The 20,457-nt window shown below is 63.2% G+C and carries 20 protein-coding genes; 6 read left to right on the top strand and 14 right to left on the bottom strand.

Annotation, left to right across the window (positions count from 1 at the left end; all coding sequences use genetic code 11):
- Positions 1–277: 277 nt before the first annotated feature.
- On the top strand, positions 278–1,423 hold the full coding sequence (locus KIT02_RS07125; protein WP_297584135.1) for a PQQ-dependent sugar dehydrogenase: 1,146 nt from the start codon (positions 278–280) through the stop codon (positions 1,421–1,423).
- 64 nt (positions 1,424–1,487) lie between these two features.
- Here KIT02_RS07125 and KIT02_RS07120 read toward each other — a convergent pair whose 3' ends face one another.
- Entirely contained in the window at positions 1,488–1,697 is a 210-nt protein-coding gene (locus KIT02_RS07120; RefSeq protein WP_297584133.1) for a cold-shock protein, read from the bottom strand.
- Between the two features lie 459 nt (positions 1,698–2,156).
- Between KIT02_RS07120 and KIT02_RS07115 the strand changes: the two genes are divergently transcribed.
- From KIT02_RS07115 to KIT02_RS07100, 4 genes are all read left to right on the top strand, one after another.
- Positions 2,157–3,149 carry a methyltransferase gene (locus tag KIT02_RS07115; protein WP_297584130.1) on the top strand — a complete coding sequence of 331 codons (993 nt, stop codon included), beginning with the start codon at positions 2,157–2,159 and terminating at the stop codon, positions 3,147–3,149.
- 48 nt (positions 3,150–3,197) lie between these two features.
- Positions 3,198–4,214 (top strand): low-specificity L-threonine aldolase, encoded by a 1,017-nt coding sequence (ltaE, locus tag KIT02_RS07110; RefSeq protein WP_297584127.1) that lies wholly within the window; start codon positions 3,198–3,200, stop codon positions 4,212–4,214.
- 207 nt (positions 4,215–4,421) lie between these two features.
- A complete protein-coding gene (locus tag KIT02_RS07105) occupies positions 4,422–5,588 on the top strand; it encodes a GNAT family N-acetyltransferase (protein WP_297584125.1) in 1,167 nt (388 codons plus the stop codon).
- 9 nt (positions 5,589–5,597) lie between these two features.
- Positions 5,598–6,890: an oligosaccharide flippase family protein gene (locus tag KIT02_RS07100; protein ID WP_297584123.1), complete on the top strand. Its 1,293-nt coding sequence runs from the start codon at positions 5,598–5,600 to the stop codon at positions 6,888–6,890.
- Here KIT02_RS07100 and KIT02_RS07095 read toward each other — a convergent pair.
- The 13 genes from KIT02_RS07095 to KIT02_RS07035 all read right to left on the bottom strand — a co-directional run bounded on the left by KIT02_RS07095 (position 6,887) and on the right by KIT02_RS07035 (position 19,420).
- On the bottom strand, positions 6,887–7,801 hold the full coding sequence (locus tag KIT02_RS07095; RefSeq protein ID WP_297584121.1) for a hypothetical protein: 915 nt from the start codon (positions 7,799–7,801) through the stop codon (positions 6,887–6,889). The two genes, KIT02_RS07100 and KIT02_RS07095, sit on opposite strands and share 4 nt — an antisense overlap.
- Before the next feature lie 95 nt (positions 7,802–7,896).
- On the bottom strand, positions 7,897–8,520 hold the full coding sequence (catB, locus tag KIT02_RS07090; protein WP_297584119.1) for a type B chloramphenicol O-acetyltransferase: 624 nt from the start codon (positions 8,518–8,520) through the stop codon (positions 7,897–7,899).
- A 217-nt stretch (positions 8,521–8,737) separates the two neighbouring features.
- The gene (locus KIT02_RS07085) at positions 8,738–9,241 is read right to left on the bottom strand and encodes a hypothetical protein (RefSeq protein ID WP_297584117.1); all 504 of its coding nucleotides are present in this window, start codon (positions 9,239–9,241) and stop codon (positions 8,738–8,740) included.
- A gap of 162 nt (positions 9,242–9,403) precedes the next feature.
- On the bottom strand, positions 9,404–10,270 hold the full coding sequence (locus KIT02_RS07080) for an aminoglycoside phosphotransferase family protein (protein WP_297584115.1): 867 nt from the start codon (positions 10,268–10,270) through the stop codon (positions 9,404–9,406).
- Positions 10,267–13,578 (bottom strand): carbamoyl-phosphate synthase large subunit, encoded by a 3,312-nt coding sequence (carB, locus tag KIT02_RS07075; protein WP_297584113.1) that lies wholly within the window; start codon positions 13,576–13,578, stop codon positions 10,267–10,269. The genes KIT02_RS07080 and carB overlap by 4 nt, the downstream gene beginning before the upstream one ends.
- Positions 13,579–13,758: 180 nt before the next feature.
- Entirely contained in the window at positions 13,759–14,502 is a 744-nt protein-coding gene (locus KIT02_RS07070; RefSeq protein WP_297584111.1) for a class I SAM-dependent methyltransferase, read from the bottom strand.
- 362 nt (positions 14,503–14,864) lie between these two features.
- The gene (greA, locus tag KIT02_RS07065; protein WP_297584109.1) at positions 14,865–15,347 is read right to left on the bottom strand and encodes a transcription elongation factor GreA; all 483 of its coding nucleotides are present in this window, start codon (positions 15,345–15,347) and stop codon (positions 14,865–14,867) included.
- A 122-nt stretch (positions 15,348–15,469) separates the two neighbouring features.
- A complete protein-coding gene (locus KIT02_RS07060; protein ID WP_297584107.1) occupies positions 15,470–16,540 on the bottom strand; it encodes a DUF4037 domain-containing protein in 1,071 nt (356 codons plus the stop codon).
- An 18-nt stretch (positions 16,541–16,558) separates the two neighbouring features.
- Positions 16,559–16,912 carry a DUF2200 domain-containing protein gene (locus KIT02_RS07055; RefSeq protein WP_297584105.1) on the bottom strand — a complete coding sequence of 118 codons (354 nt, stop codon included), beginning with the start codon at positions 16,910–16,912 and terminating at the stop codon, positions 16,559–16,561.
- Positions 16,909–17,418, bottom strand: a complete 510-nt coding sequence (locus KIT02_RS07050) for an Rrf2 family transcriptional regulator (RefSeq protein WP_297584103.1) — start codon at positions 17,416–17,418, stop codon at positions 16,909–16,911. The genes KIT02_RS07055 and KIT02_RS07050 overlap by 4 nt, the downstream gene beginning before the upstream one ends.
- A 128-nt stretch (positions 17,419–17,546) precedes the next feature.
- Positions 17,547–17,747 (bottom strand): CsbD family protein, encoded by a 201-nt coding sequence (locus KIT02_RS07045; protein ID WP_297584100.1) that lies wholly within the window; start codon positions 17,745–17,747, stop codon positions 17,547–17,549.
- A gap of 79 nt (positions 17,748–17,826) precedes the next feature.
- Positions 17,827–18,195 carry a response regulator gene (locus KIT02_RS07040; RefSeq protein ID WP_297584098.1) on the bottom strand — a complete coding sequence of 123 codons (369 nt, stop codon included), beginning with the start codon at positions 18,193–18,195 and terminating at the stop codon, positions 17,827–17,829.
- A 115-nt stretch (positions 18,196–18,310) separates the two neighbouring features.
- Positions 18,311–19,420, bottom strand: a complete 1,110-nt coding sequence (locus KIT02_RS07035) for a class I SAM-dependent RNA methyltransferase (protein ID WP_297584095.1) — start codon at positions 19,418–19,420, stop codon at positions 18,311–18,313.
- Between the two features lie 136 nt (positions 19,421–19,556).
- On the opposite strand from KIT02_RS07035, the gene yghU reads away from it, so the two are divergent.
- Positions 19,557–20,423 carry a glutathione-dependent disulfide-bond oxidoreductase gene (yghU, locus tag KIT02_RS07030; RefSeq protein WP_297584092.1) on the top strand — a complete coding sequence of 289 codons (867 nt, stop codon included), beginning with the start codon at positions 19,557–19,559 and terminating at the stop codon, positions 20,421–20,423.
- Positions 20,424–20,457 lie beyond the last annotated feature (34 nt).

Below are 20,457 nucleotides of genomic sequence, written 5' to 3'. Positions count from 1 at the left end.
ATCGGCTCGGCAAACAAAAATATGGCGCGCGGCCCGTCCTCCGCAGCCGCGACACGCTTTGAAACTGACATCGTGCCGTGTGGTCAGACCTTTCGGCACGGGGGCTCCCGGCCAAACTTCGTTCGGCGACTGCTTCACGATAAGTTTTTGGGGAGATGCGCACCAACTTGCCTGCCTGCCGCGTTCCGGTCAAGCCGTCGTGCTCCAAGCAGATAGGCACTCCCCATGGCTTTCGCAACGTGGGAGGTTGCCGAGCCAGAGATGAGGAATAGACACCATGATCAATGCCAAGAGTGCCATCGTCCTGACCGCGATACTGGGCCTGAGCGGCACGTCGGCTACGCAGGCACAGACCATTCAATCCAGCGCCGGGGCCCTGACGGCGACAGTGCTCGCCGAGGGCCTGAATCATCCCTGGGCTCTGGCCTTCCTGCCGGATGGCCGTTTTCTGGTCACCGAACGCAGCGGGGCTCTCAGGGTCGTGGAAAAGGGCGTGGCGGGCCCGCCCATCGAAGGGGTTCCCGCTGTGGCGGCAAGTGGACAGGGTGGGCTCCTGGACGTTGTCCTTGCGCCCGATTTCGCTGAAAGCGGGCGCCTTTACCTCTCTTATGCCGAGCTTGCCTCGGCGGTGGGTGCGCAACGCGGAGCGGCGACAGCAGTCATGGCCGGGCGTCTCGAACTCGACGGAGATGGCGGGCGGCTCGAAGACCAGGAAGTAATCTTCCGGGCGGAGCAATATGATCCCTCGACCCGCCATTTCGGATCGCGCATCGCCATCGGCACCGATGGCAATCTGTTTGTGACGCTGGGAGACCGGGGGCGGATGGAACGCGCGCAGGATCCGCTGGATCTGGCCGGCGGCGTCGTTCGCATTGCCCCGGACGGAACGATCCCCCAGGACAATCCCCAGCGCGACGGTTGGGCGCCCGAATTCTGGAGCATCGGACACCGCAATCCGCAGGGGGCGGTTGTGCGGCCAGACGATGGCGCCTTGTTCACGGTGGAGCACGGCGCCCAGGGCGGCGATGAACTCAACCTGGTTGAAGGCGGCAAGAACTATGGCTGGCCGGTCATCACCTATGGCCGCGACTATTCAGGTCTGCCGATCGGTGAGGGAGATTCCAAGGAGGGACTCGAGCAGCCGCTCCACTACTGGGATCCGTCCGTGTCTCCGTCGGGCCTCGCAATATACGAAGGTGCGCTCATTCCGGATTGGCAGGGTGATCTCATCAGCGGCGGGCTGAGCGGCGAGAGGCTGGTGCGCCTCGACCTGGAGGGCGATGCGGTTGTCGGCCAGGAAGACCTGTTCCAGGGGGAGTTGGGCCGGATACGTGACGTGCGCGTCGGCGCTGATGGCGCCATTTATGCGCTGACCGATGCCGATAATGGCCGGCTGATCCGGATCGCGCCCGAGGGAAAGTGATCGGACCAAACAAATAGGGCGCACTCCTTGGAGTGCGCCCAATCCTGCGGAATGACCGGTCCGGTCAGACAGCGGTCAGGTTGTCGGCGGCAGATTTGCCGGTCCGCTTGTCCTTGACGATTTCGTAGTTGACCTTCTGGCCTTCATCGAGGCCATTCAGGCCCGACCTTTGAACGGCGGAAATATGGACGAAAACGTCCGCCCCGCCTTCATCCGGCTGAATGAAGCCGTACCCTTTTTGACCGTTGAACCATTTAACGGTACCCGTAGCCATGATGCGCGTTCCCTCGTGCAGTCTGCTGGTGCGGTCCCGTACCGTGCACCCGGCCGGAACCTCAAAGATATCGAAATATCGGAAGATGACGTCAGCAGTGGCGAATGGACTTCGCGTCTTCAGATCAGTCGGCCGCAATATTCGATGCGGCGACCCTAGCCTGAAAAATCCCATCCATCAATATGGGTCTATGCACGACAAATCGGCCGGCAAACCATGAGGCGCGCCGGGGCAAGCAGGGACTGTTCAACAACACCCGCCCTGGGCAAGGCGGGTCAGGGAATCTGGACATTGCGTCCAGCGAATACCGGTCTGAGGCCGGGTTGATGCCATTGTAGGCGTGCGATCTGCTTTTGGAAGGTCAAAAAGCGATGAACGCCCCGCAAGATGCTATTTTACTTGCCTTTTCCCCCGCATTCCGGCAAATCCCCGCGCGCCGTGCCGAGCGGGCCGGTTCTCATGAAAGCTTTCGTCTTGGCCAAGGCGTTTTACTCTTCCGGCGATGTGATCGCCGACAGGCGCGCGGATTACGCGCGGATGCTGGATGATGCCGGCGACCACGCCGCAGCGGCGGACCTCATGGCGCAGGCCATGGACATGGTGCCCCTTTGGGCGGCGGGCTGGGACCTGCTCGGGCAACTCCACGAAAAGGCCGGCAATGTCGCAGGGGCCATTGCCGCTTGGCGGCAGCTCGAAGCGCTGGATGATCATGGGGTGTTCGGCGCGCGTCTCAAGCTGGCCGCGCATGATGCTGGTCCTGCGGGTGAGGGCACGGCGGTCGGCTATGTCGAAGCGCTGTTTGACCAATATGCGCCGCAGTTTGAACAGGCCCTTGTCGGCAAGCTCGGCTATCGCGTGCCTGAACTGCTCGATGGCCTGGTCGCGGCTGAGATGAATCGCCTGGGCCTGGCTCGCTTCGAGCGGGCACTCGACCTGGGTTGTGGAACCGGCCTCATGGGCGAACGCCTGCGGGCCAAGGTGGATTTTCTCGAAGGCGTGGACATTTCCGCCGCCATGATCGCCGAGACGGCGCGCAAGAAACTCTATGATGGCCTGCACAAGGGCGAGCTTGTGGCGACCCTCAACGCGCGTCGTGCCGATGCCGATCTGGTCACCGCCGCCGACGTGCTCATCTATTGTGGCGCCCTGCAGCCTGTCCTGACGGCCCTGGTTCCTGCCCTGCGTGCCGGTGGGCTCGTCGCTTTCTCTCTCGAAGCCCATGACGGTGAGGAGGAGCTCTTCCTGCGCCCCAGCCTGCGCTATGCGCATGGGGTCGAGGCGACTCGCAATATTCTCCTCGCTTCCGGTCTGGACATCCTGCGCTACGAGACAGCTATCCTGCGGTTTGATCGAGGCGCGCCGATCACCGGCATTCTTGTCGTTGCCCGCAAGCCGGTTCTGGAACTGGCTGCCGCCAATGATGGTGATGCCGGGGGCGATGTGGCGGCCTAGTCAAATCAGGCGCGGCTTGGCACATAGGGCAGCCCAGAGGAGTTTGCCATGAACGCCATCCGCCACGATTTCCGATCCGACACGGTCACGCGGCCGAGCGCGGGCATGCGCGCCGCCATGGCCGCGGCCGAGGTGGGCGACGATGTGTTCGGTGACGATCCGAGCGTCAACCGGCTCGAACAGCGTATGGCCGGCATGCTGGGCAAGGACGCGGCCCTGTTCGTGCCGACGGGCACGCAGTCAAACCTGCTGGCCCTGATGAGCCATTGCGGCCGCGGCGATGAGTTCATCGCCGGGCAGAACGCACATTGCTACAAGTATGAGGCGGGTGGCGCGGCCGTGCTCGGCTCGATCCAGCCGCAGCCCATCGCCCACCAGCCCGATGGTACGCTGGCCCTGGCTGACATCAGGGCGGCCATTAAATCGGGGGACAGCCATTTCGCCACGACGCGCGTTATCGCCCTCGAAAACACCTTTGGTGGCAAGGTCTTGCCGCTTGACTACATGAGTGCCGTGTCCGGTCTTGCCGCCGAGCATAAGCTCGGTATGCATCTTGATGGCGCCCGGGCCTTTAACGCCTGCGTGGCCGGCGGGTGGAGCATCGCTCAATTCGCTGCCCCCTTCGACACGGTGTCGATTTGTCTCTCCAAAGGGCTCGGCGCGCCGGTGGGGTCTGTGCTGGTCGGGCGGCAGGATCTCATCGATACAGCGCGGCGCAATCGGAAGATGCTGGGCGGCGGGATGCGCCAATCCGGCATCCTGGCGGCAGCGGGCCTTCATGCGCTCGACCACAATATCGAGCGGCTGGCTGAGGATCATCGGCGGGCGCGTGTGCTGGCTGATGGCCTCTCGCGCCATGAGGCGCTGAAGGTCGTGATACCGGACACCAACATCATCTGGGTCGATGCCCGGCCCGATGTCGGGGAGGCCCTGGGGGCGCATCTTGCCGAAAACGGCGTTGCCATTACCGGTCGCTATGGCCAGCAACGCTGGGTGACCCATCTCAATATTGGCGATGACGACGTGGCGCAGGCTATCGAACTGGTGGATCGCTTTTTCGCCTAGAGCACACGTTCTGAAAGAACGGAACGAGTGCTCTAGGTTTTTGTTTTGCCACGTTTTCGAACCAGAAAAGTGGTGTCCACTTTTCCTGAAAACGTTCTAATTCCGACAGTGCTTTACGGTCTAACCGAAAGGTCTTGTTTACCGGCCGGGGCAACCTCGTCTTCAACTCTGCCCGCTAGTCTGTCCTCAGCATAAGGGGAGAAGGCAGTGGTGCGGCGTGCAGAGGGCATGACCAGCCGCGTGCTCGGCACGCTGGACGAAATCGAGGCGATCGCCGATGAATGGCGCGCCCTCGAAACGGCATGCCCGGATCCGCTGAATTACTTCCAGAGCTATGACTGGTGCCGCAACTGGGTGTCTCAGTTTGGCGATACCCACCAGCCCTACGTGATTACCGTATGGCGCGGCGGGCGGCTTGTCGCCCTGTGGCCACGCATGATTGTCGACATGGCGGGGATACGGCGGCTCGAAACGCTGGGTGCCCCACATAGCCAGTATTGCGGCATCCTGATGCGCCGGGACGGTGCTTCAGAGGCCGGTATCGTCAAGGCGCTCCGCCAGGCCGGCCGCGCCTCCAATTGCGACGTGACCATCTCGCGCGCTGTGCCGAAAGGCTCGGCTCTGGACAAATTGCTCAGCGACAAGCCGGTGATTGCCGGATCGGACAATGTGGCATCGGTCCTCGATCTTTCCGGCTTTGCCTCGAGTGAAGCCTACACGGCCCAGTTGGGGAAACTGCAGCGGCGCAATCGTAACCGGCGGCGCAATCATCTGGCGCGCCTCGGCGATCTTACGTTCGAGGTGATCTGGCCCGGCCACGCCGACTTCGACACCCTCGTGTATCAATGCACCGAAATGAAGCAGCGCTGGCTGCACGAAACCGGACGGTTCAGCGTGGGTTTTTCCATGTCTGGTTATGCCGATTTCCTCGCAGGCCTCTCGGGCGACCCGGGAGCTGCGTCGGGTGCGTGCCTGTCGGTGTTGCGGGCTGGGGACAAGGTGGTGGCGCTGGAGCTTGGTCTGCTGCGTCGCGGGCACTATTACGCCTATATCGGCGGCTTCGACTGGGATCTCAAAGACCTGTCACCCGGCAAGGTGCAGATGGACATGACGGTCGGCTGGCTCATCGACAATGGCGTGCAGACGTACGACCTGCTCATCAATCCGGCGGAATACAAGTCGAGCTGGACCAATTCGGAGATCGCTGTTTCCGGCCGGGCCGAGCCACTGTCCTGGCGCGGGCGGTTCTATGTGTCCGCCTGGCTGCCGCGGCTGCGTCCGGCAATCAAGCGCCTGCATGATCGCTGGCCTGCCTTTGTCGATCGGGCGACCATGTTCCTGAGGCCCGCAGCCTGCCTGCTGCTCTATGTCTGAGTTGCCGCGATGATCGACGCTGCAATGGCGCTCATCATCAGGGTTTTGAGCGCAGGGCTGGTCTTTGGCCTGCAGGTTCTGCTTGCGCGTCTCATGCCCGGCGAAGCTTATGGCGGTTTCGTTACCCTCTGGACCTGGATGCTGGCTTTGGGCAGCTTTGCCGCCCTGGGTTTTGCCGAATCCAGCATCCGTTTCCTGCCGCGTTATCACCTGCGCGGGCGGTTGCCCGCCTTGCGCAGTTATTGGCGCTTCGGGCTGCAGGTCGTGCTCTGGGCCAGCCTCGCCATGATGGTCTGCGCCCTGGCTCTTGGCCTGGGCCTTGGTGCGGAGGAAGGTGCCGGGCTGACCATCATTCTCATCGCCCTGGGCCTGCCGTTTCTGGCCATGGAATATTACCTGGAAGGCGTTGCCCGCAGTTTTGGCTGGTTCCGGCTGGCGGCGGTACCGGTCTATATCGTGCGCCCGCTGCTGATCGCGGCCGGCTGCGCCGGGCTCGCCGGACTTGGTGTGCCGCTGACCCTGCCGGTGGTGGGCGGCGTGCTCATCGGGGCGATGGCTCTGGTGACCGCCGGGCTGGCACTGATCCTGTCGCGGCGTATCGCCCGGCTGGCGCCGCGCGGGGCGACTGCCGTGCGCAGCCAGCGCCGCCTCTGGCTCATGGCATCGCTGCCGCTCCTTGTCCTGTCGGGCCTTGAAGACCTGACGGGCTATGGAGACGTGCTGATGCTCAGCCTTTTGGCTGACCCGGCCGAGGTCGGCATCTACTTTGCCGCCGCCCGCAGCCTGGCACTTGCGGGCTTCGTGGCCTACGCCATGACGCTTGTGGCCGGCCGACGCTTCGCTCTTGACCTTGCCGGAAAGTCTCGGTCGGCGCTGCAGGACAGCATTCTCGAAAATACGCGCATGACGGTCTGGGCGACATTGGCTGCGGTTGGCATCGCGCTGCTGGCCGGGCCGTTCCTGCTCGGTGTCTTCGGTGAGGGGTTTTTGGCCGGCTATGGCGCAATGGTCATTCTGGGAGTCAGCATGATCCTTCGGGCGCTGGTCGGGCAGGCGGGCGAAGCCCTGATCGTGCTCGGTCGCCAGGCGCTTGGTGTCGCTGTCGCTCTGGGCGTCCTGGCAGTCACGATCGTGCTGTGCCTGCTTCTGGTGCCGGCATACGGCATTGTCGGCGCTGCCTTGGCGAGCGCCGGGGCCATGTTGTGCCGATCCATGGCCCTGGCACTGGTCCTGCTCCGTTCCGAGGGACTCAGGGTCGTAGCGCTGGGTCCGCCGCGCCTCCGGGTTTCGAGCCCGGCCTAGTCTTCCCGGCTGGAGCGCATCAGATAGGCTTCGCCTGCGATTTCGGCGCGGCGGAAGGCAATGGCGGTAATCGAGTCATCATTGACCAGCGTTTCACGCCAGACAGTATCGATAGCTGCCTCCTGGCCCAGATTGCGGTCGATGCCGATGAAGCGGTAGGGCGTGGTGCCTCGCGCGGCTTCGGGATGCTCGCCACCTGTCCACTGATAGGCCCCGCTTTCGGCATTGGCCCAGAACCCGAGAACCGCCAATTGCGCGATGGCATGAGCCGGGGTCGTCGTTTCATCGGACTGGGTGGAGTAAAGCTCGGGCCAGGAGGGCAGGCGCCCCTCCATGTCCTCCCAGGGTTCGTCATCGAAACTGGCAGCTAGGTCCAGGCATGGCCGGCCTGTGCAATCGGATTTTCTCGCATCCTTGTCCGACAGTACCCGGCTGCTCGCGTCGACCAGCATGGCCGAATTGTTCATCACCGGCTGGAAGACCATGCGCCAGGCGATGTGATCACCGCGTCCGAATTCTTCGACATCAGCCGTGTTTTCAGCGCCATAGGCGGCAACGGTTTCGGCGTGGATGGCAGGGCCAAGGTTGAAATGGCGCAGTTCGATGAAGCTGACCGGCGTGCCATCCTCGCCGATGATTTCACCATAGGAGATGGCCGTCCGGGTGCGTCCGCTTTCGATGAACGTGTCGGCGATGATCATGGCCTTTTCGATGGGGCCGACCGTACCGCCCGGCGTCATGACCGACAGATCGAGCCACTGATCCGCGAGGCGCGTTTCCAGCGCCTCGATATCAGCAGCAACAAAGCCGGGGGCATGGATGAAACCGGCGATTTCCTCGTCCAGGGTTTGGGCCTGCACGGTGATGCTTGTGCCGAGCAAGAGCGCAGCGGTTGTGGCAATGCGGATCATTGAGTCCCCCTTGAAAGATGTCATCCCTCGTAGCGGAGCCATTCTGAACGGAATATGAGCGAAAGTGGAGGCGGCTATTGCCGCCTCCATGTTGTTCAGGCCTTGCGCCAGAAGGCGTGGAGACCGGCGATGTCGGCCGAAGTCAGGAGCGGCATGGCGGCGCTGAGGCGTTCAACGGGCCAATCCCACCATTTCATCTCCATCAATATGGCGATGTCTTCATCGGGGAAACGCTTGCGGATCAACTTGGCCGGATTGCCGCCGACGATGGCATAGGGCTCGACATCTTTGGTGACGAGGGCACGGGTGCCGATGACAGCACCATCGCCAACGGTTACGCCGGGCATGACGATGGCTTCACTGCCAATCCAAACATCATTGCCGATCACCGTGTCGCCCGCAGGCCGGTAAGCGTTGCTGGCCCCGGCGAATTCGGGTGCGTTGGGATAGAAGGCGAACGGAAAGGTCGAGATCCAGTCGTTGCGGTGGCCCTGATTGCCGGCCATGATAAAGGCCGCGCCCGAACCGATGGAACAGAAACTGCCGATCACCAGCCGATCCACACCGGGATCGGTCATCAGGAAGCGGGCGCAGTCATCGAAGCTGTGCCCATGATAGTAGCCCGAATAATAGCTGTAGCGACCAACCGAGATATTGGGGTTGGTGACCTGGCGGTCGAGGGGAATGCCCAGGAACGGGCTGTCGAAATAATTGGTCATGATTGATCCATGAAGGCGCGGCCGGATGGGGCGGCGCAAATCGGTGCAGATTGTTTGAGAACCGGAGGGCAGGCAGCATCACGCGCCGGCGCGGGACCGGTCAGAGGGCGCATCCTCCCGCTTGTCTTGCGGGCAGAGGCGCTATGCGCTGCGTATGTCTGCGGACTTCATGGTGCGCGGTGGGTAGCGTGTTGCGGGGGCAGAGTCCAGCGAAGGACTATTCGCCTGTCAGTTCCTCGCAGTGGCCAGCAAAGTCCATGGTCAACAGGAGTTCGTGCGGGTAGTTGATACTCACGTAACTTTGCTTTGTGCCGACACCGGAATAGACGGCGAGCAGATCGGCCTGTCGGAACGTCAGAGAGACACCGCTATCGTTTGGATAGATATCGGGCGCCGGTTCGCCGCTCCGGGTCAAAGGCGCGAGAATTTCTGCGGCTGCCGATGGGGACATCACAGCTGAAAAACTGGCGAACTTGCCGTCGCAGAACATGAAGACCGACAATGGTGGACCCTGGTCCGTGGCCAGGACAGTCACGGCATCGCTGACGAAGGAGGGATGGGGGTGTTGCTCGCGGAGCGGACCGTAGGCGGCCTCGATCAGCGGAAGCGCGTCCTCCATGGGCATGGCGTCGAGCGCTGCCTGGTGGAGATTTATGCCAGGGTCCTGGGCGGCAGCCGCAGTTGCTGTTGCCAGGAAGACCAGAAACGGAAGCAGACGCATCGGCTCTCTCCACATGACCAGGCGAACCTAGCATGGCCGCCTGATTGGTGGATGAGAAAAAGCAACTTGAGGCAGGCAGTGGTCTCGCTATGCGCTGCGTCTGTCTGCTGACTTCATGTTGCGCGGTGGGTAGCGCCAAGCCAAAGGCGTGGCAAGGCCAGATTAGGGCGCCTGCAGGTCGAGGGCGCGCACAACCCAGGGCAAGGCGGTTGCAAGTTGCTGACGCTGCACGCGGCGCACGTAGGGGGCGTCGGCAATATCGGGCAGGCCGGCCCGCGCGGCGAAGAAGCCGGAAACGGTGGCGGCAACAGCAGGGGCGTCCGGCAGAATCGTGTCGGGTAGCGGCCCACCCTCAAAGGCGAGGCTGGGAAGGAAGAAGCCAAGATCGACCTGGGCATCGGAACGGCAGGCCTCGGCCCAGTCGATGATCTTCACGCCATCGGTGGTCAGGCACAGGTTGTCGCTGCGTAAATCGAGATGGGTCAGCGCGTCGCCCTCGAGCGTGCAGGCGGCTTCCGCAGCAATCAGGTGCGGCAACGCGCGTTCGAGCCAGGTGGCGGAGATCATGCCCAGCGACAAGAATGGCTCGGGGTCTGCGGCAACGACCGGCCAACCTGCATCGCGACCGTGCAGGAGGCCGCCCTTTTCCAGCGTGCTGGGGGTCGCGTGCATGACACCGATGGTTTCAAGAACCGCATCCAACCTGTCATCGGTCCAGGGCGGCGGCCAGGTGGCGCCGCTCAGATCCTCGATGATGAGCATCGGACGGTCGGGGTCGTCGTCCACGCCATAGAGTCGTGGCATGAAAGGCGCGCTCAGCTGGTCGTAAACCTTGATCTCGTTATGCAGCATGCGCGCGGTCAGCGGCGTTGTTGCGTGCTTGACGAAAACGGAGCGGGTGCCGTCACCGGCGCGATAGCGGGCGGCAGGCGTGTAGCCGCCGGAAACTGCCGACCATTGTGTCGGCTGCCAGCCCAGAATGCGAGAGGCGCGCGCCAGAATATCGGCATCCGGCGCGCGCCCGGTCATGCGGCGAAGTATTCCTGCAGGGCGCGGACGCCGAGGCTGCCATTGCGCAGGGCCACAATCCCTTCGACTGCCGCCAGGGCGCCGTCGATGGTTGTATAATAAGGGATTTTTGCCAGAAGCGCGGTGCGGCGGATGTCGCGGCTGTCGCTGATCGACTTGAGACCATCGGTGGTGTTGATGACCAGCTGCACGCCGCCATTCTTCATTGAATCGACGATATGTGGGCGACCTTCGAGTACCTTATTGATCTTTGTCGCTGGCACATTGTTATCACTTAGATAGCGTTGCGTGCCTCCGGTGGCCAAAATCTCGAAGCCGGCTTCGACCAGGTGGCGGGCCATGTCGACGATGTATTCCTTGTCGGCATCGCGCACCGAGACGAAGGCCTTGCCGGCGGTCGGCACCTTCTGTCCGGCACCCATCTGCGACTTGGCGAAGGCGATGGCGAAATTGGTGTCCAGCCCGATGACCTCGCCGGTCGATTTCATCTCCGGCCCCAGGACCGTATCGACGCCGGGGAAGCGGTTGAACGGGAAGACCGCTTCCTTGATGGCGATATGCTTGAGGGGCTTTTCGGTGAGCCCGAAGCTCGACAGCTTTTCACCGGCCATGACGCGGCTGGCGATCTTGGCAATCGGCTCGCCGATGACCTTGGCGACGAAGGGCACGGTGCGGCTGGCGCGCGGATTGACCTCGATGAGATAGATCGTGTCGTCCTTATAGGCGAACTGCACGTTCATCAGGCCACCGACCTTGAGCGCAAAGGCGAGTTCGCGGGTCTGGCGCTTGAGTTCGGCGATGACCTCGGCGGGCAGGGTGCGCGGGGGCAGCGAGCAGGCAGAGTCGCCCGAGTGGATGCCGGCCTCCTCGATATGCTCCATGATGCCGGCGACGAAGACATCCTCGCCGTCGCAGAGACAATCGACGTCGATTTCGGTGGCGCCGGAGAGATAGGCATCGAACAGCAGCGGATTGTCGGACAGGACCGAATTGATCTGACCGGTCTTGTCGTTCGGGTAGCGCTGGAGAATATCAGGTGGAACCAGGCCGGTCAGGGTGTCCTGCACATAGCTTTCGAATTCCTTGGCCGAATGGACGATGGCCATGGCGCGGCCGCCCAGCACGTAGGAGGGGCGGATGACCAGGGGATAGCCCAGACGCTCGGCGACTAGGCGAGACTGCTCCAGCGAGTAGGCAATGCCGTTCTTGGGCTGGGTCAGCTCGAGCCGGTTGAGCAGCTTCATGAACAGGTCGCGGTCTTCGGCCAGGTCAATGGCGTCCGGCTGGGTGCCCAGGATCGGCACGCCGGCCTTCTGCACGGCTTCGGCCAGGTTCAGCGGGGTCTGGCCGCCGAACTGGACGATGACGCCGTGCAGCGTGCCGTTCTGCTTTTCGGTGAGCAGGATTTCGATGACGTCTTCCTCGGTCAGCGGCTCGAAATAGAGGCGGTCGGAGGTGTCGTAATCGGTCGAGACGGTTTCGGGGTTGCAGTTGACCATGATGGTCTCGTAGCCCGCATCGGCCAGCGCGAAGGCGGCATGGCAGCAGCAATAGTCGAACTCGATGCCCTGGCCGATCCGGTTCGGGCCGCCGCCGAGGATGACGACCTTCTTGCGATCGGAGGGGCGGGCCTCGTCATCGACCTTGCCGGCGAAGGGCGTTTCATAGGTCGAATACATATAGGCCGTCGGCGAGGCGAATTCGGCGGCCGAAGTGTCGATACGCTTGTAGGCGGGCCGGACTTCGAGGCTGTGCCGCAGCTTGCGCACGTCGGACACTTTCAGATTGGCCAGCTGCGCCAGGCGCGCATCGGAAAAGCCCATGGATTTGAGCATGCGCAGGCTGGCCGCATCCTGCGGCAGGCCGAATTCGCGCACCTTCTGTTCCATGTCGACGATGCCGCGCATCTGTTCGAGGAACCAGGGGTCGATCTTGCAGGCTTCGTAGATGTCCTCGTTGGAGACATCGAGGCGCATGGCTTCGGCGACATGCAGCAGGCGCTGGGGCGTCGGGGTGCCGAGAGCCTGCTTGATGGCGGCCGCGTCCTCGCCTTCGCCGAGGCCCGGAATGCCGACCTCGTTGAGGCCGGTGAGGCCGGTTTCGAGGCTGCGCAGGGCCTTTTGCAGCGATTCCTGGAAGGTGCGGCCGATGGCCATGGCTTCACCCACCGATTTCATCGAGGTGGTGAGGCGCGGATCGGAGCCCGGGAACTTTTCGAAGGCAAAGCGCGGAATCTTGGTGACGACATAGTCGATGGTCGGCTCGAAGCTGGCCGGGGTGGCGCCGCCGGTGATGTCGTTCTCGAGTTCATCGAGCGTGTAGCCGACAGCCAGGCGCGCTGCGACCTTGGCAATGGGGAAGCCGGTGGCTTTCGAGGCCAGCGCCGAGGAGCGCGATACGCGCGGGTTCATCTCGATGACAACCATGCGGCCATCTTCGGGATTGATGCCGAACTGCACATTGGAGCCGCCGGTTTCAACACCGATCTCGCGCAGCACCGCCAGCGAGGCGTCGCGCATGATCTGGTATTCCTTGTCGGTCAGCGTCAGGGCGGGGGCGACGGTGATCGAGTCGCCGGTATGGACGCCCATCGGGTCGATGTTCTCGATGGAGCAGATGATGATGCAGTTGTCCTTCTTATCGCGGACAACCTCCATCTCGTATTCCTTCCAGCCGAGCACGCTTTCCTCGACCAGCACTTCATTGGTGGGCGAGGCGTCTATGCCGCTTTCGCAGATGGCCAGATATTCCTCGCGATTATAGGCAATGCCGCCGCCGGTGCCGCCGAGCGTGAAGCTGGGGCGGATGATGGCCGGCAGGCCGATGACCTCGAGCGCCTGCAGGGCTTCGATGGTGTTGTGGGCGAGCATGGAGCGCGGGGTTTCGAGCCCGATCTTCTTCATGGCATCGCGGAACAGCTCGCGATCCTCGGCCTTGTCGATGGCCTCGGCGGTGGCGCCGATCATCTCGACATTGAATTTGTCGAGCACGCCCATCTTGCGCAGCGAGAGCGCGCAGTTGAGCGCCGTCTGGCCGCCCATGGTGGGCAGCAGCGCGTCGGGGCGCTCCTTCTCGATGATCTTGGCGACCACTTCGGGGGTGATCGGCTCCATATAGGTGGCATCGGCCAGGTCCGGATCGGTCATGATCGTCGCCGGGTTCGAATTCACCAGGATGATCCGGTAGCCCTCTTCCTTGAGCGCCTTGCACGCCTGGGTGCCGGAATAGTCGAACTCGCAGGCCTGCCCGATGATGATCGGACCCGCACCGATGATGAGGATCGATTTGATGTCGGTACGCTTTGGCATTTTTTGGGCTCGCTCGCTCACAGTCGGACACTAGCGGGCGAGGGAGAGAATCGCCCGAACACACCCGTCCGCGCGAAACCCGCGTGGCCGTTGAGCACAGCAGCGCAGGGGAAAAGACCGAACATGGTGGTTAAGCGGGCGGTGTAGCGGAAGAGGAGCGGAAAGGGAAGGGGGTGCGGTTCAATCGAGAACCGCGAGGCAGACTTGCCGGAAGCTTTGGGGCGTCAGTGTCCCGAGTGCGAAGTCTCCGTAACGCTGTGCGAGTTTGAGGCCGCCCAAGCCAAGCAACATGGGCAGTTCCTGGGGGTAGATTTGGCGGAGGTCGAGGCGTGTGTGGCGAAAGTCTCTTTGGGTGTTGGTGGACCAGTACCAATCGGCGCGGCTGATCTGGGTGATGGGGTCGTAGGAGACCGTTTCCTCGACGACGACAGGGCCTAGGCCTTCGCGGGCAAAGGTGCCGAGGGGGTGGCGCTGATCAGGCGGACGACCTAGGAGCCGCGCGCTTGGGACAAAGACATCAAAGGCAAACACGCCGCCGGGTGCGAGGTGGCGGCGTATCGACGACATGGCCCGGGTGAAATCGTCCTGCGTATGCAGGTGCATCAAGGAATTGGCGGCAACTACAACGGCGTCAAATTGCACGCCAAGATCGAAGCCACGCATGTCCAACTCGATCAGGTCGGCGCGGAGGCCTTGTTCGGTGAGCCGTTGGCGGGCCCCGGCGAGCATGGTTGCTGAAAGGTCGGCGCCAGTGACATCGGCGCCGCTGGCCGCCAACCGTACTGTGAAGCGGCCTGTGCCGCAGGCGAGCTCAAGAACACGACGGCCGGGGCCTCCGGCATTGTCGACGTAGTAGCGCTCCATGGCAGCGTCGGGTGGCGCTACCAAGTCGTACAGGCCCGCGTCATCGTAAAGTGAGCTCATGTGGCACCCGTGCAAGTTTCCGACAGTGTTGGAGATTATTGGAGAGAGCGCAATTGGCGGTAAAGAACCCCCACCTAGCTTTGCTACGGCCCGTCGGGCCTAGCGTCGCTACCTCCCCCATTCTAGGGGGAGGTAAAGAGGGGGCATTCGTCCTGTCTCTTATGTCGTCCTACACACCGGCCGTCACCCTCGGCCTTGACCCGAGGGCTCTGTCCTTCAGATGGCGAATGCGGGCGCAGTCCTGCACGCGCTGGTGAGGCTCAATTGTCGGTGTTGGTGCGTGCGCTGGCATTGCCAAGTGCAGTCCCCTCGGGTCAAGCCCGAGGGTGACGCGCGGTGGTTGGGGGAAGCCGCGTGGCCCCTCACCCAATCCCTACAATCTCCACCTCTGCCTCTCCCACCATCGCCACATCGCCCACCGCCTTGCCCATCAGCGCTCGCGCCAGGGGTGAGGCGAAGGACAGCGTTCCCGTTTTGGGGTCGGCTTCGTCTTCGCCGACGATCGTGTAGGTCTGCGTCCGGCCGTCGTCGCGTTCAATGGTGATGCGGGAGCCGAAGGCGACCGTGGTGGTGGTGTCGGGCGGCGGCATGACCTGGGCGGTGCGCAGGCGCTCGGTGAGGTAGCGCAGGTCGCGGTGGGGATTGGCGGCCTGGCGGCGGCGCTCGTTGATGTCTTCGATGGCCAGCGCGGTTTCATAGGCGGATTTGGCCTCGGCCAGTTGCTGTTCGAGCCTTGCAAGGCCCTCTGCGGTGACAAGGTTGGGCCCTTCGGGAATGGGCTTTTCGGGCAGCATGGTTTCCGCTGCCGTCTCGGCGCTGTCTTCCTTGGTAAAGGCTACGCTCATCGAAAATTCCTGGGATTGGGCAAAAGAGAAATGACGGGGAGGATGCCCCGGTTTGCGCGCCCGGGCGGACGGGTCTTGACCGGAACGGCCCGGGCGCTGGCCGGGGAAGCCTCTGGCCAGGGTCATGACAGAATCGCGGCGGTCACATCGTGACAGGCGGCAGGGTCTTCCAGAAGCGGGGTCAGGTCGCTGACCTGATCGATGCTGCCGATGACCGGCCAGTTTTTCATCTCGTTGTCGGCAATTGCCGACATGGTGGCCGCCACGATGTCGTCTGTATTGATCGTGGCGAAGGGGCGGTCGTGATAGGGGCCGATGACCGGCTCGAACGGATCGCCTATGCGCTGCTGCAACTGGTCTTGCGCCAGAACCAGATAGGCGGCGGCCAGGGCTTCGCCGCGCTGCTGCCAGCCGGGCGCGGCGAGGGCGGCATCGAGATGTGGCGCGAGGTCCTGTGCCAGTGGCAGGCTCTTGAAGGCGCTGCCGAGCCACTTGGCATAGGGCGCATAGCGGCGGGCCAGCAGGAAGGCCATGTGCATGACGTCGTGAGCCAGACGCGCCGCGATGACGCGCGAGCCGAGGTCATCGCCGACAATGCCGGTACGGCCGACAAAGGCCTGCTGCTCTGCAATGCGGCGCCACTGGCAGGCGATCTTGTAGAGCCAGACATGGTCCGGGAAATAGGCCAGCTCGGCGCGGGCGGCGGACAAGTGCCCGTCGTCATCGTGGAACACGGCGCCGGCGGTGAAGGCGAGGAGGCGTTGTTCGGGCAAGCCGAGCCAGTCGATCGCGGTCAGGCCTTGGGGGGTCGCAATCGCGAGGGCGCCCTTGAGTTTACTGGCCAGCGTGTGGATTTCGAGCCCGTGTTGGCTGGCGCCGAGCGCGCCGGGGTCGTCGGCCGGCGGATGCGGCCGGGCACGCCAGCCCATGGGTTCGCCTGCAAATGTCTCCGGCAGGTTGCGGCCGAAATCTTCGATGAGCCGCCTGGCATGGGTTTTGAAATCGGCCTCGGAGACGACAAGATGCACGCGCGGGCCCCAATTGTGGTCACGCGACATGGCATCATCGAAGCCGAGCAGTTCCGAGCCATAGCCCGTGAGCGCCGCGGCATGGCGCAAGCCGGGAGCAGCCCCGGCCAGCCAGGGACGGACCAAATCAGCATAGAAGCGGCGGGAAAGTTCGATACCTTGCATGATGCGGGCCGTGTCCTGTTACGCGCGCAGGATTTTCTCCATCGGCCGGCCCTTGGCAAGTTCATCGACGAGTTTGTCCATGTAGCGGATTTCGCGCATCAGCGGGTCTTCGATCTCCTCGATGCGCACGCCGCAGATGACGCCCTTGATGAGCGGGCGATTGGGGTTGAGGGCAGGGGCCTGGGCGAAGAAGGCCTCGAACGTGGTCTTGTCCGCGAGGTGGCCCTCGAGTTCGGCCTGGCTATAGCCGGTCAGCCAGCGGATGACCTCGTTGAGCTCATCGGTGTTGCGCCCCTTCCGCTCGACCTTGGTGACATAGTGGACGTAAACGCTGGCGACGCTCATGGCATAGATGCGGTGGCTGCTGTTCATGGTTTTGGCTCCTGCTCATCGGCCGATCCATGGGGGTTGGGGTCCCATCGGACATGGGAGCCGATCTGTCCCCGGGCCTTGAGATCGGCAAAACGGGTCTCGAAATCGGCGGCAATATCGGAGAGGCGGACGGACTGGAAGCGGGCGCGCAAAAGTGCCTCGGCTTCGGTCAGCGCATTGCCAAGGCGGGCATCGACCGATTGTTCGACGAGGCAGTCCGGCTGATCGGCATTGGGGCCGATATTGAACAGGGCCGGGCTGCCGACGGCTTCATAGACGTCCCACAGGGTGATGGCATCGAGGGGCCGCGCCAGTTCCCAGCCGCCGCCATGGCCCTTTTCCGAGGTGACCAGGCCCAGATCGCGCAGGCCCGCCATCATGCGGCGGACGACGACCGGGTTGGTGTCGAGCATTTTTGCCAGGGTCTCGGAGGTGGCGCGATGCACGTGCCGGTCCATGTGGATCAGCAGGTGCAACATGCGCGAAAGGCGGCTGTCGCGGGGCAAATCGGGGTCTCGGCTTTATCTGAGCGCACTATCCCGCATTTCACGCAACAAGGCAAAGTTCGTGAGCGGGGAGCGCCGGACACGAAAAAGGCCCGGACGTGCCGGGCCTTTTTCGAGGCAGTCAGCTTTTAGTGCAGACGGCCGGACCAGTCATCGATTTCCTTGCGGACCTCGTCCTTGGCCTTGCCGTAGCGCTCCTGGATCTTGCCTTCGAGCTGTTCGCGATTGCCGTTGATCTGGGCAATGTCATCGTCAGTGAGCTTGCCCCACTGTTCCTTGGCCTTGCCCGCAAGCTGCTTCCAGCTGCCTTCGATGCGGTTCCAATCCATTTTTTCTCTCCTCGACTTGGTGCGTGTGAGGGAGAAACGTCCAGGGGGCGGTGGTGTTCCCCAATCAACCGGAAAGTGATCAGGCAGCGTGGGCGACCGTCTGTTGCTCCAGCGCCGAGAGAATATGTTCGATGCGATAGGGTTTCGGCACGAAGCGGGCCCCATGCGGCAGGTCGCGGGCGCGGGGGGTGACGCCGCCGGAGACCACCACGATGGGCATGGCCGGGTTGCGGCCATGGGCCAGGCGCGCCAGCGTCAGCCCGTTGGGGCCATCACCCAGTTCGATATCGGTCACGAGGGCGTCGAAACGGGCATTGAGCAGATGCGCCGCGCTGCGCGCCGAACTGGCCGGCACGGCATCAAAACCCAGTTCGTTGAGCTGATCGACGAGGTCGAGCAGCAGCAGGGCCTGGTCCTCGACGACAAGAATTCGCGGTTTGATGGTCATTGTCTTCCCCTCGGAACGCAATACGCAAGGGAGTGAAGACAGAACCGGCCGCCTGGTTGCATGCAGCCAGCGCATGGCTGGCAGCATGGTTATCATTTGGTTCAAATTGCGCGGATCACAGCGGTGCCGTGCGATAGAGCGCGACCCTTATGCCACCATGCAGAACCGGGGGCAGCATGGGCTCGAAGGCAAGCCCGGTTGCCTCCGCCAGTTGCCGGTCGGCCGTGACGACGCCCACGCGCCATCCGGAAAAGCGGGTGCGCAGCACCTGGCCAAGGGTGCGATGGACACCGATCAGCGGACCCTTGCTGCCGACGCGGGTGCCATAGGGCGGGTTGACGATGACGAGACCCGGTTCGCCCTGGGGCGGCTCGAGGGTCTCGATGCTCGCCTGGGTGAACCGCGTCAGGGTCGAGACACCGGCGCGCCCGGCATTCTCGGTGGCCATGCGGATGGCCCCGGCGTCGCGATCCGAGCCGTAGAACTGGATCGCGGGTAGCCTCGGCGGCGCCGTTTCGCGCATCCGGTTCCAGGCTGCGGGGTCAAATCCGGGCAGGTGTTCGAAGGCGAAGGCCCGTTGGCGACCAGGAAGCAGTCCGGCCGCGATTTCGGCGGCCTCAATGGGGAAGGTGCCCGATCCGCACATGGGGTCGAGGATCGGTTCAGTGCCGGTGAACCCGCATTGGCGCAGAAACATGGCGGCCATGGTCTCTCGCATGGGCGCCTTGGCCACGCCCTCCTTGAACCCGCGCTTGTGCAGCGACTCGCCGGTTGTGTCGATGCTGATGGTCACGAGATCGTCCTCGATCCGGACCATGATACGCAGTTGCGCCGTTTCGGAAATTTCGGTGCCCAAGCCGTCGCGAATAGCGTTGGCGACGCGCTGGGCGGCGGCGCCGGCATGGTAGATGCGGGAGCGTCGGCAACTGGCTTCGACATGGAGCGCAATGTCGCGGCGGAGAATTTTTTCCCATTCGAGCTTGCTCGCCCGCTTGTCCAGCTGCGCCAGATGCATGGCACGGAAGGATGCGACGCGGACCAGGATGCGGGTGGCGCCGCGCAATACCAGATTGGCGCGCCAGACCTCGTTCCAATTGCCCGCAAATTCCACGCCACCGTCCACGAGCTGTGCGTCTGCAAACCCGGCAGCCCGGATCTCCTCGGCCAGGGGCAGTTCAAGTCCGGGCGTGGAGACTGCGAAGATGGAGAAGGGTGGCGTGATCATTGCGGAGGCTTAGCCGGGCAAGGACACACTGGCAAGAATTACGCGAGCGGGGTTACCACCCGGGACAAGTGTGCTTATATCGGCACAAGGCGATGAATCGATTGCCATCCTCCAAACCAAACAGAAAGCATGGCCGATGACTGAATATGTGCCGCCAAAGGTGTGGACCTGGGACAAGGAAAATGGCGGGGCCTTTGCAAGCACCAATCGCCCGATTGCCGGGGCCACGCATGATGCAAAACTGCCGCGCGGCGCCCATCCGTTCCAGCTCTATTCGCTGGCGACCCCCAATGGGCAGAAGGTCACCATCATGCTCGAAGAGCTGCTGGCGGCCGGGCATGATGCCGAATACGACGCCTACCTCGTCAATATCGGCAAGGGCGACCAGTTCGGATCAGACTTCGTCGCCATCAATCCCAATTCCAAGATCCCTGCGATGATGGACTACGGTCCGGCCGAGCCGGTCCGGCTCTTCGAGAGTGGCTCGATCCTGGTCTATCTTGCCGACAAGTTCGATGCCTTCCTGTCCAAGGACCCGGCCAAGCGCGCCGAAACCATGAACTGGCTGTTCTGGCAGATGGGCAGCGCGCCTTTTGTCGGCGGTGGATTCGGGCATTTCTATGCCTATGCGCCGGTGAAGCTCGAATATCCGATCAATCGCTATGCCATGGAAACCAAGCGCCAGCTCGATGTGCTCGACCGGCACCTGGCCGAGCATGAATATGTGTCTGGCAGCGATTACAGCATCGCCGACATGGCCATCTTCCCCTGGTATGGCGGCATGGTGCTGGGCCGCGCCTACAATGCCGGCGAGTTCCTTGACGTTGCGAGTTACAAGAACCTGTTGCGCTGGGCCAAGCAGGTGGATGCGCGCGAACCCGTCAAGCGCGGACGGTGCGTCAATGCCGCCGGTGGGCCAGAGGACGAGCATCTGCACGAGCGGCACGCTGCGGCGGACGTGGACAAGGTCCTGGCGATCCGCAAGGAACGCGGCACGGTCTAACTGATCCCGCGATACACTCCCTGAACGGCCCAGC

Source organism: Devosia sp. (genome assembly GCF_025809055.1).
Classification (GTDB): domain Bacteria; phylum Pseudomonadota; class Alphaproteobacteria; order Rhizobiales; family Devosiaceae; genus Devosia.
The sequence above is the reverse complement of the archived record's forward strand: the minus strand, read 5'-3'. Positions and strand labels throughout refer to the sequence as shown.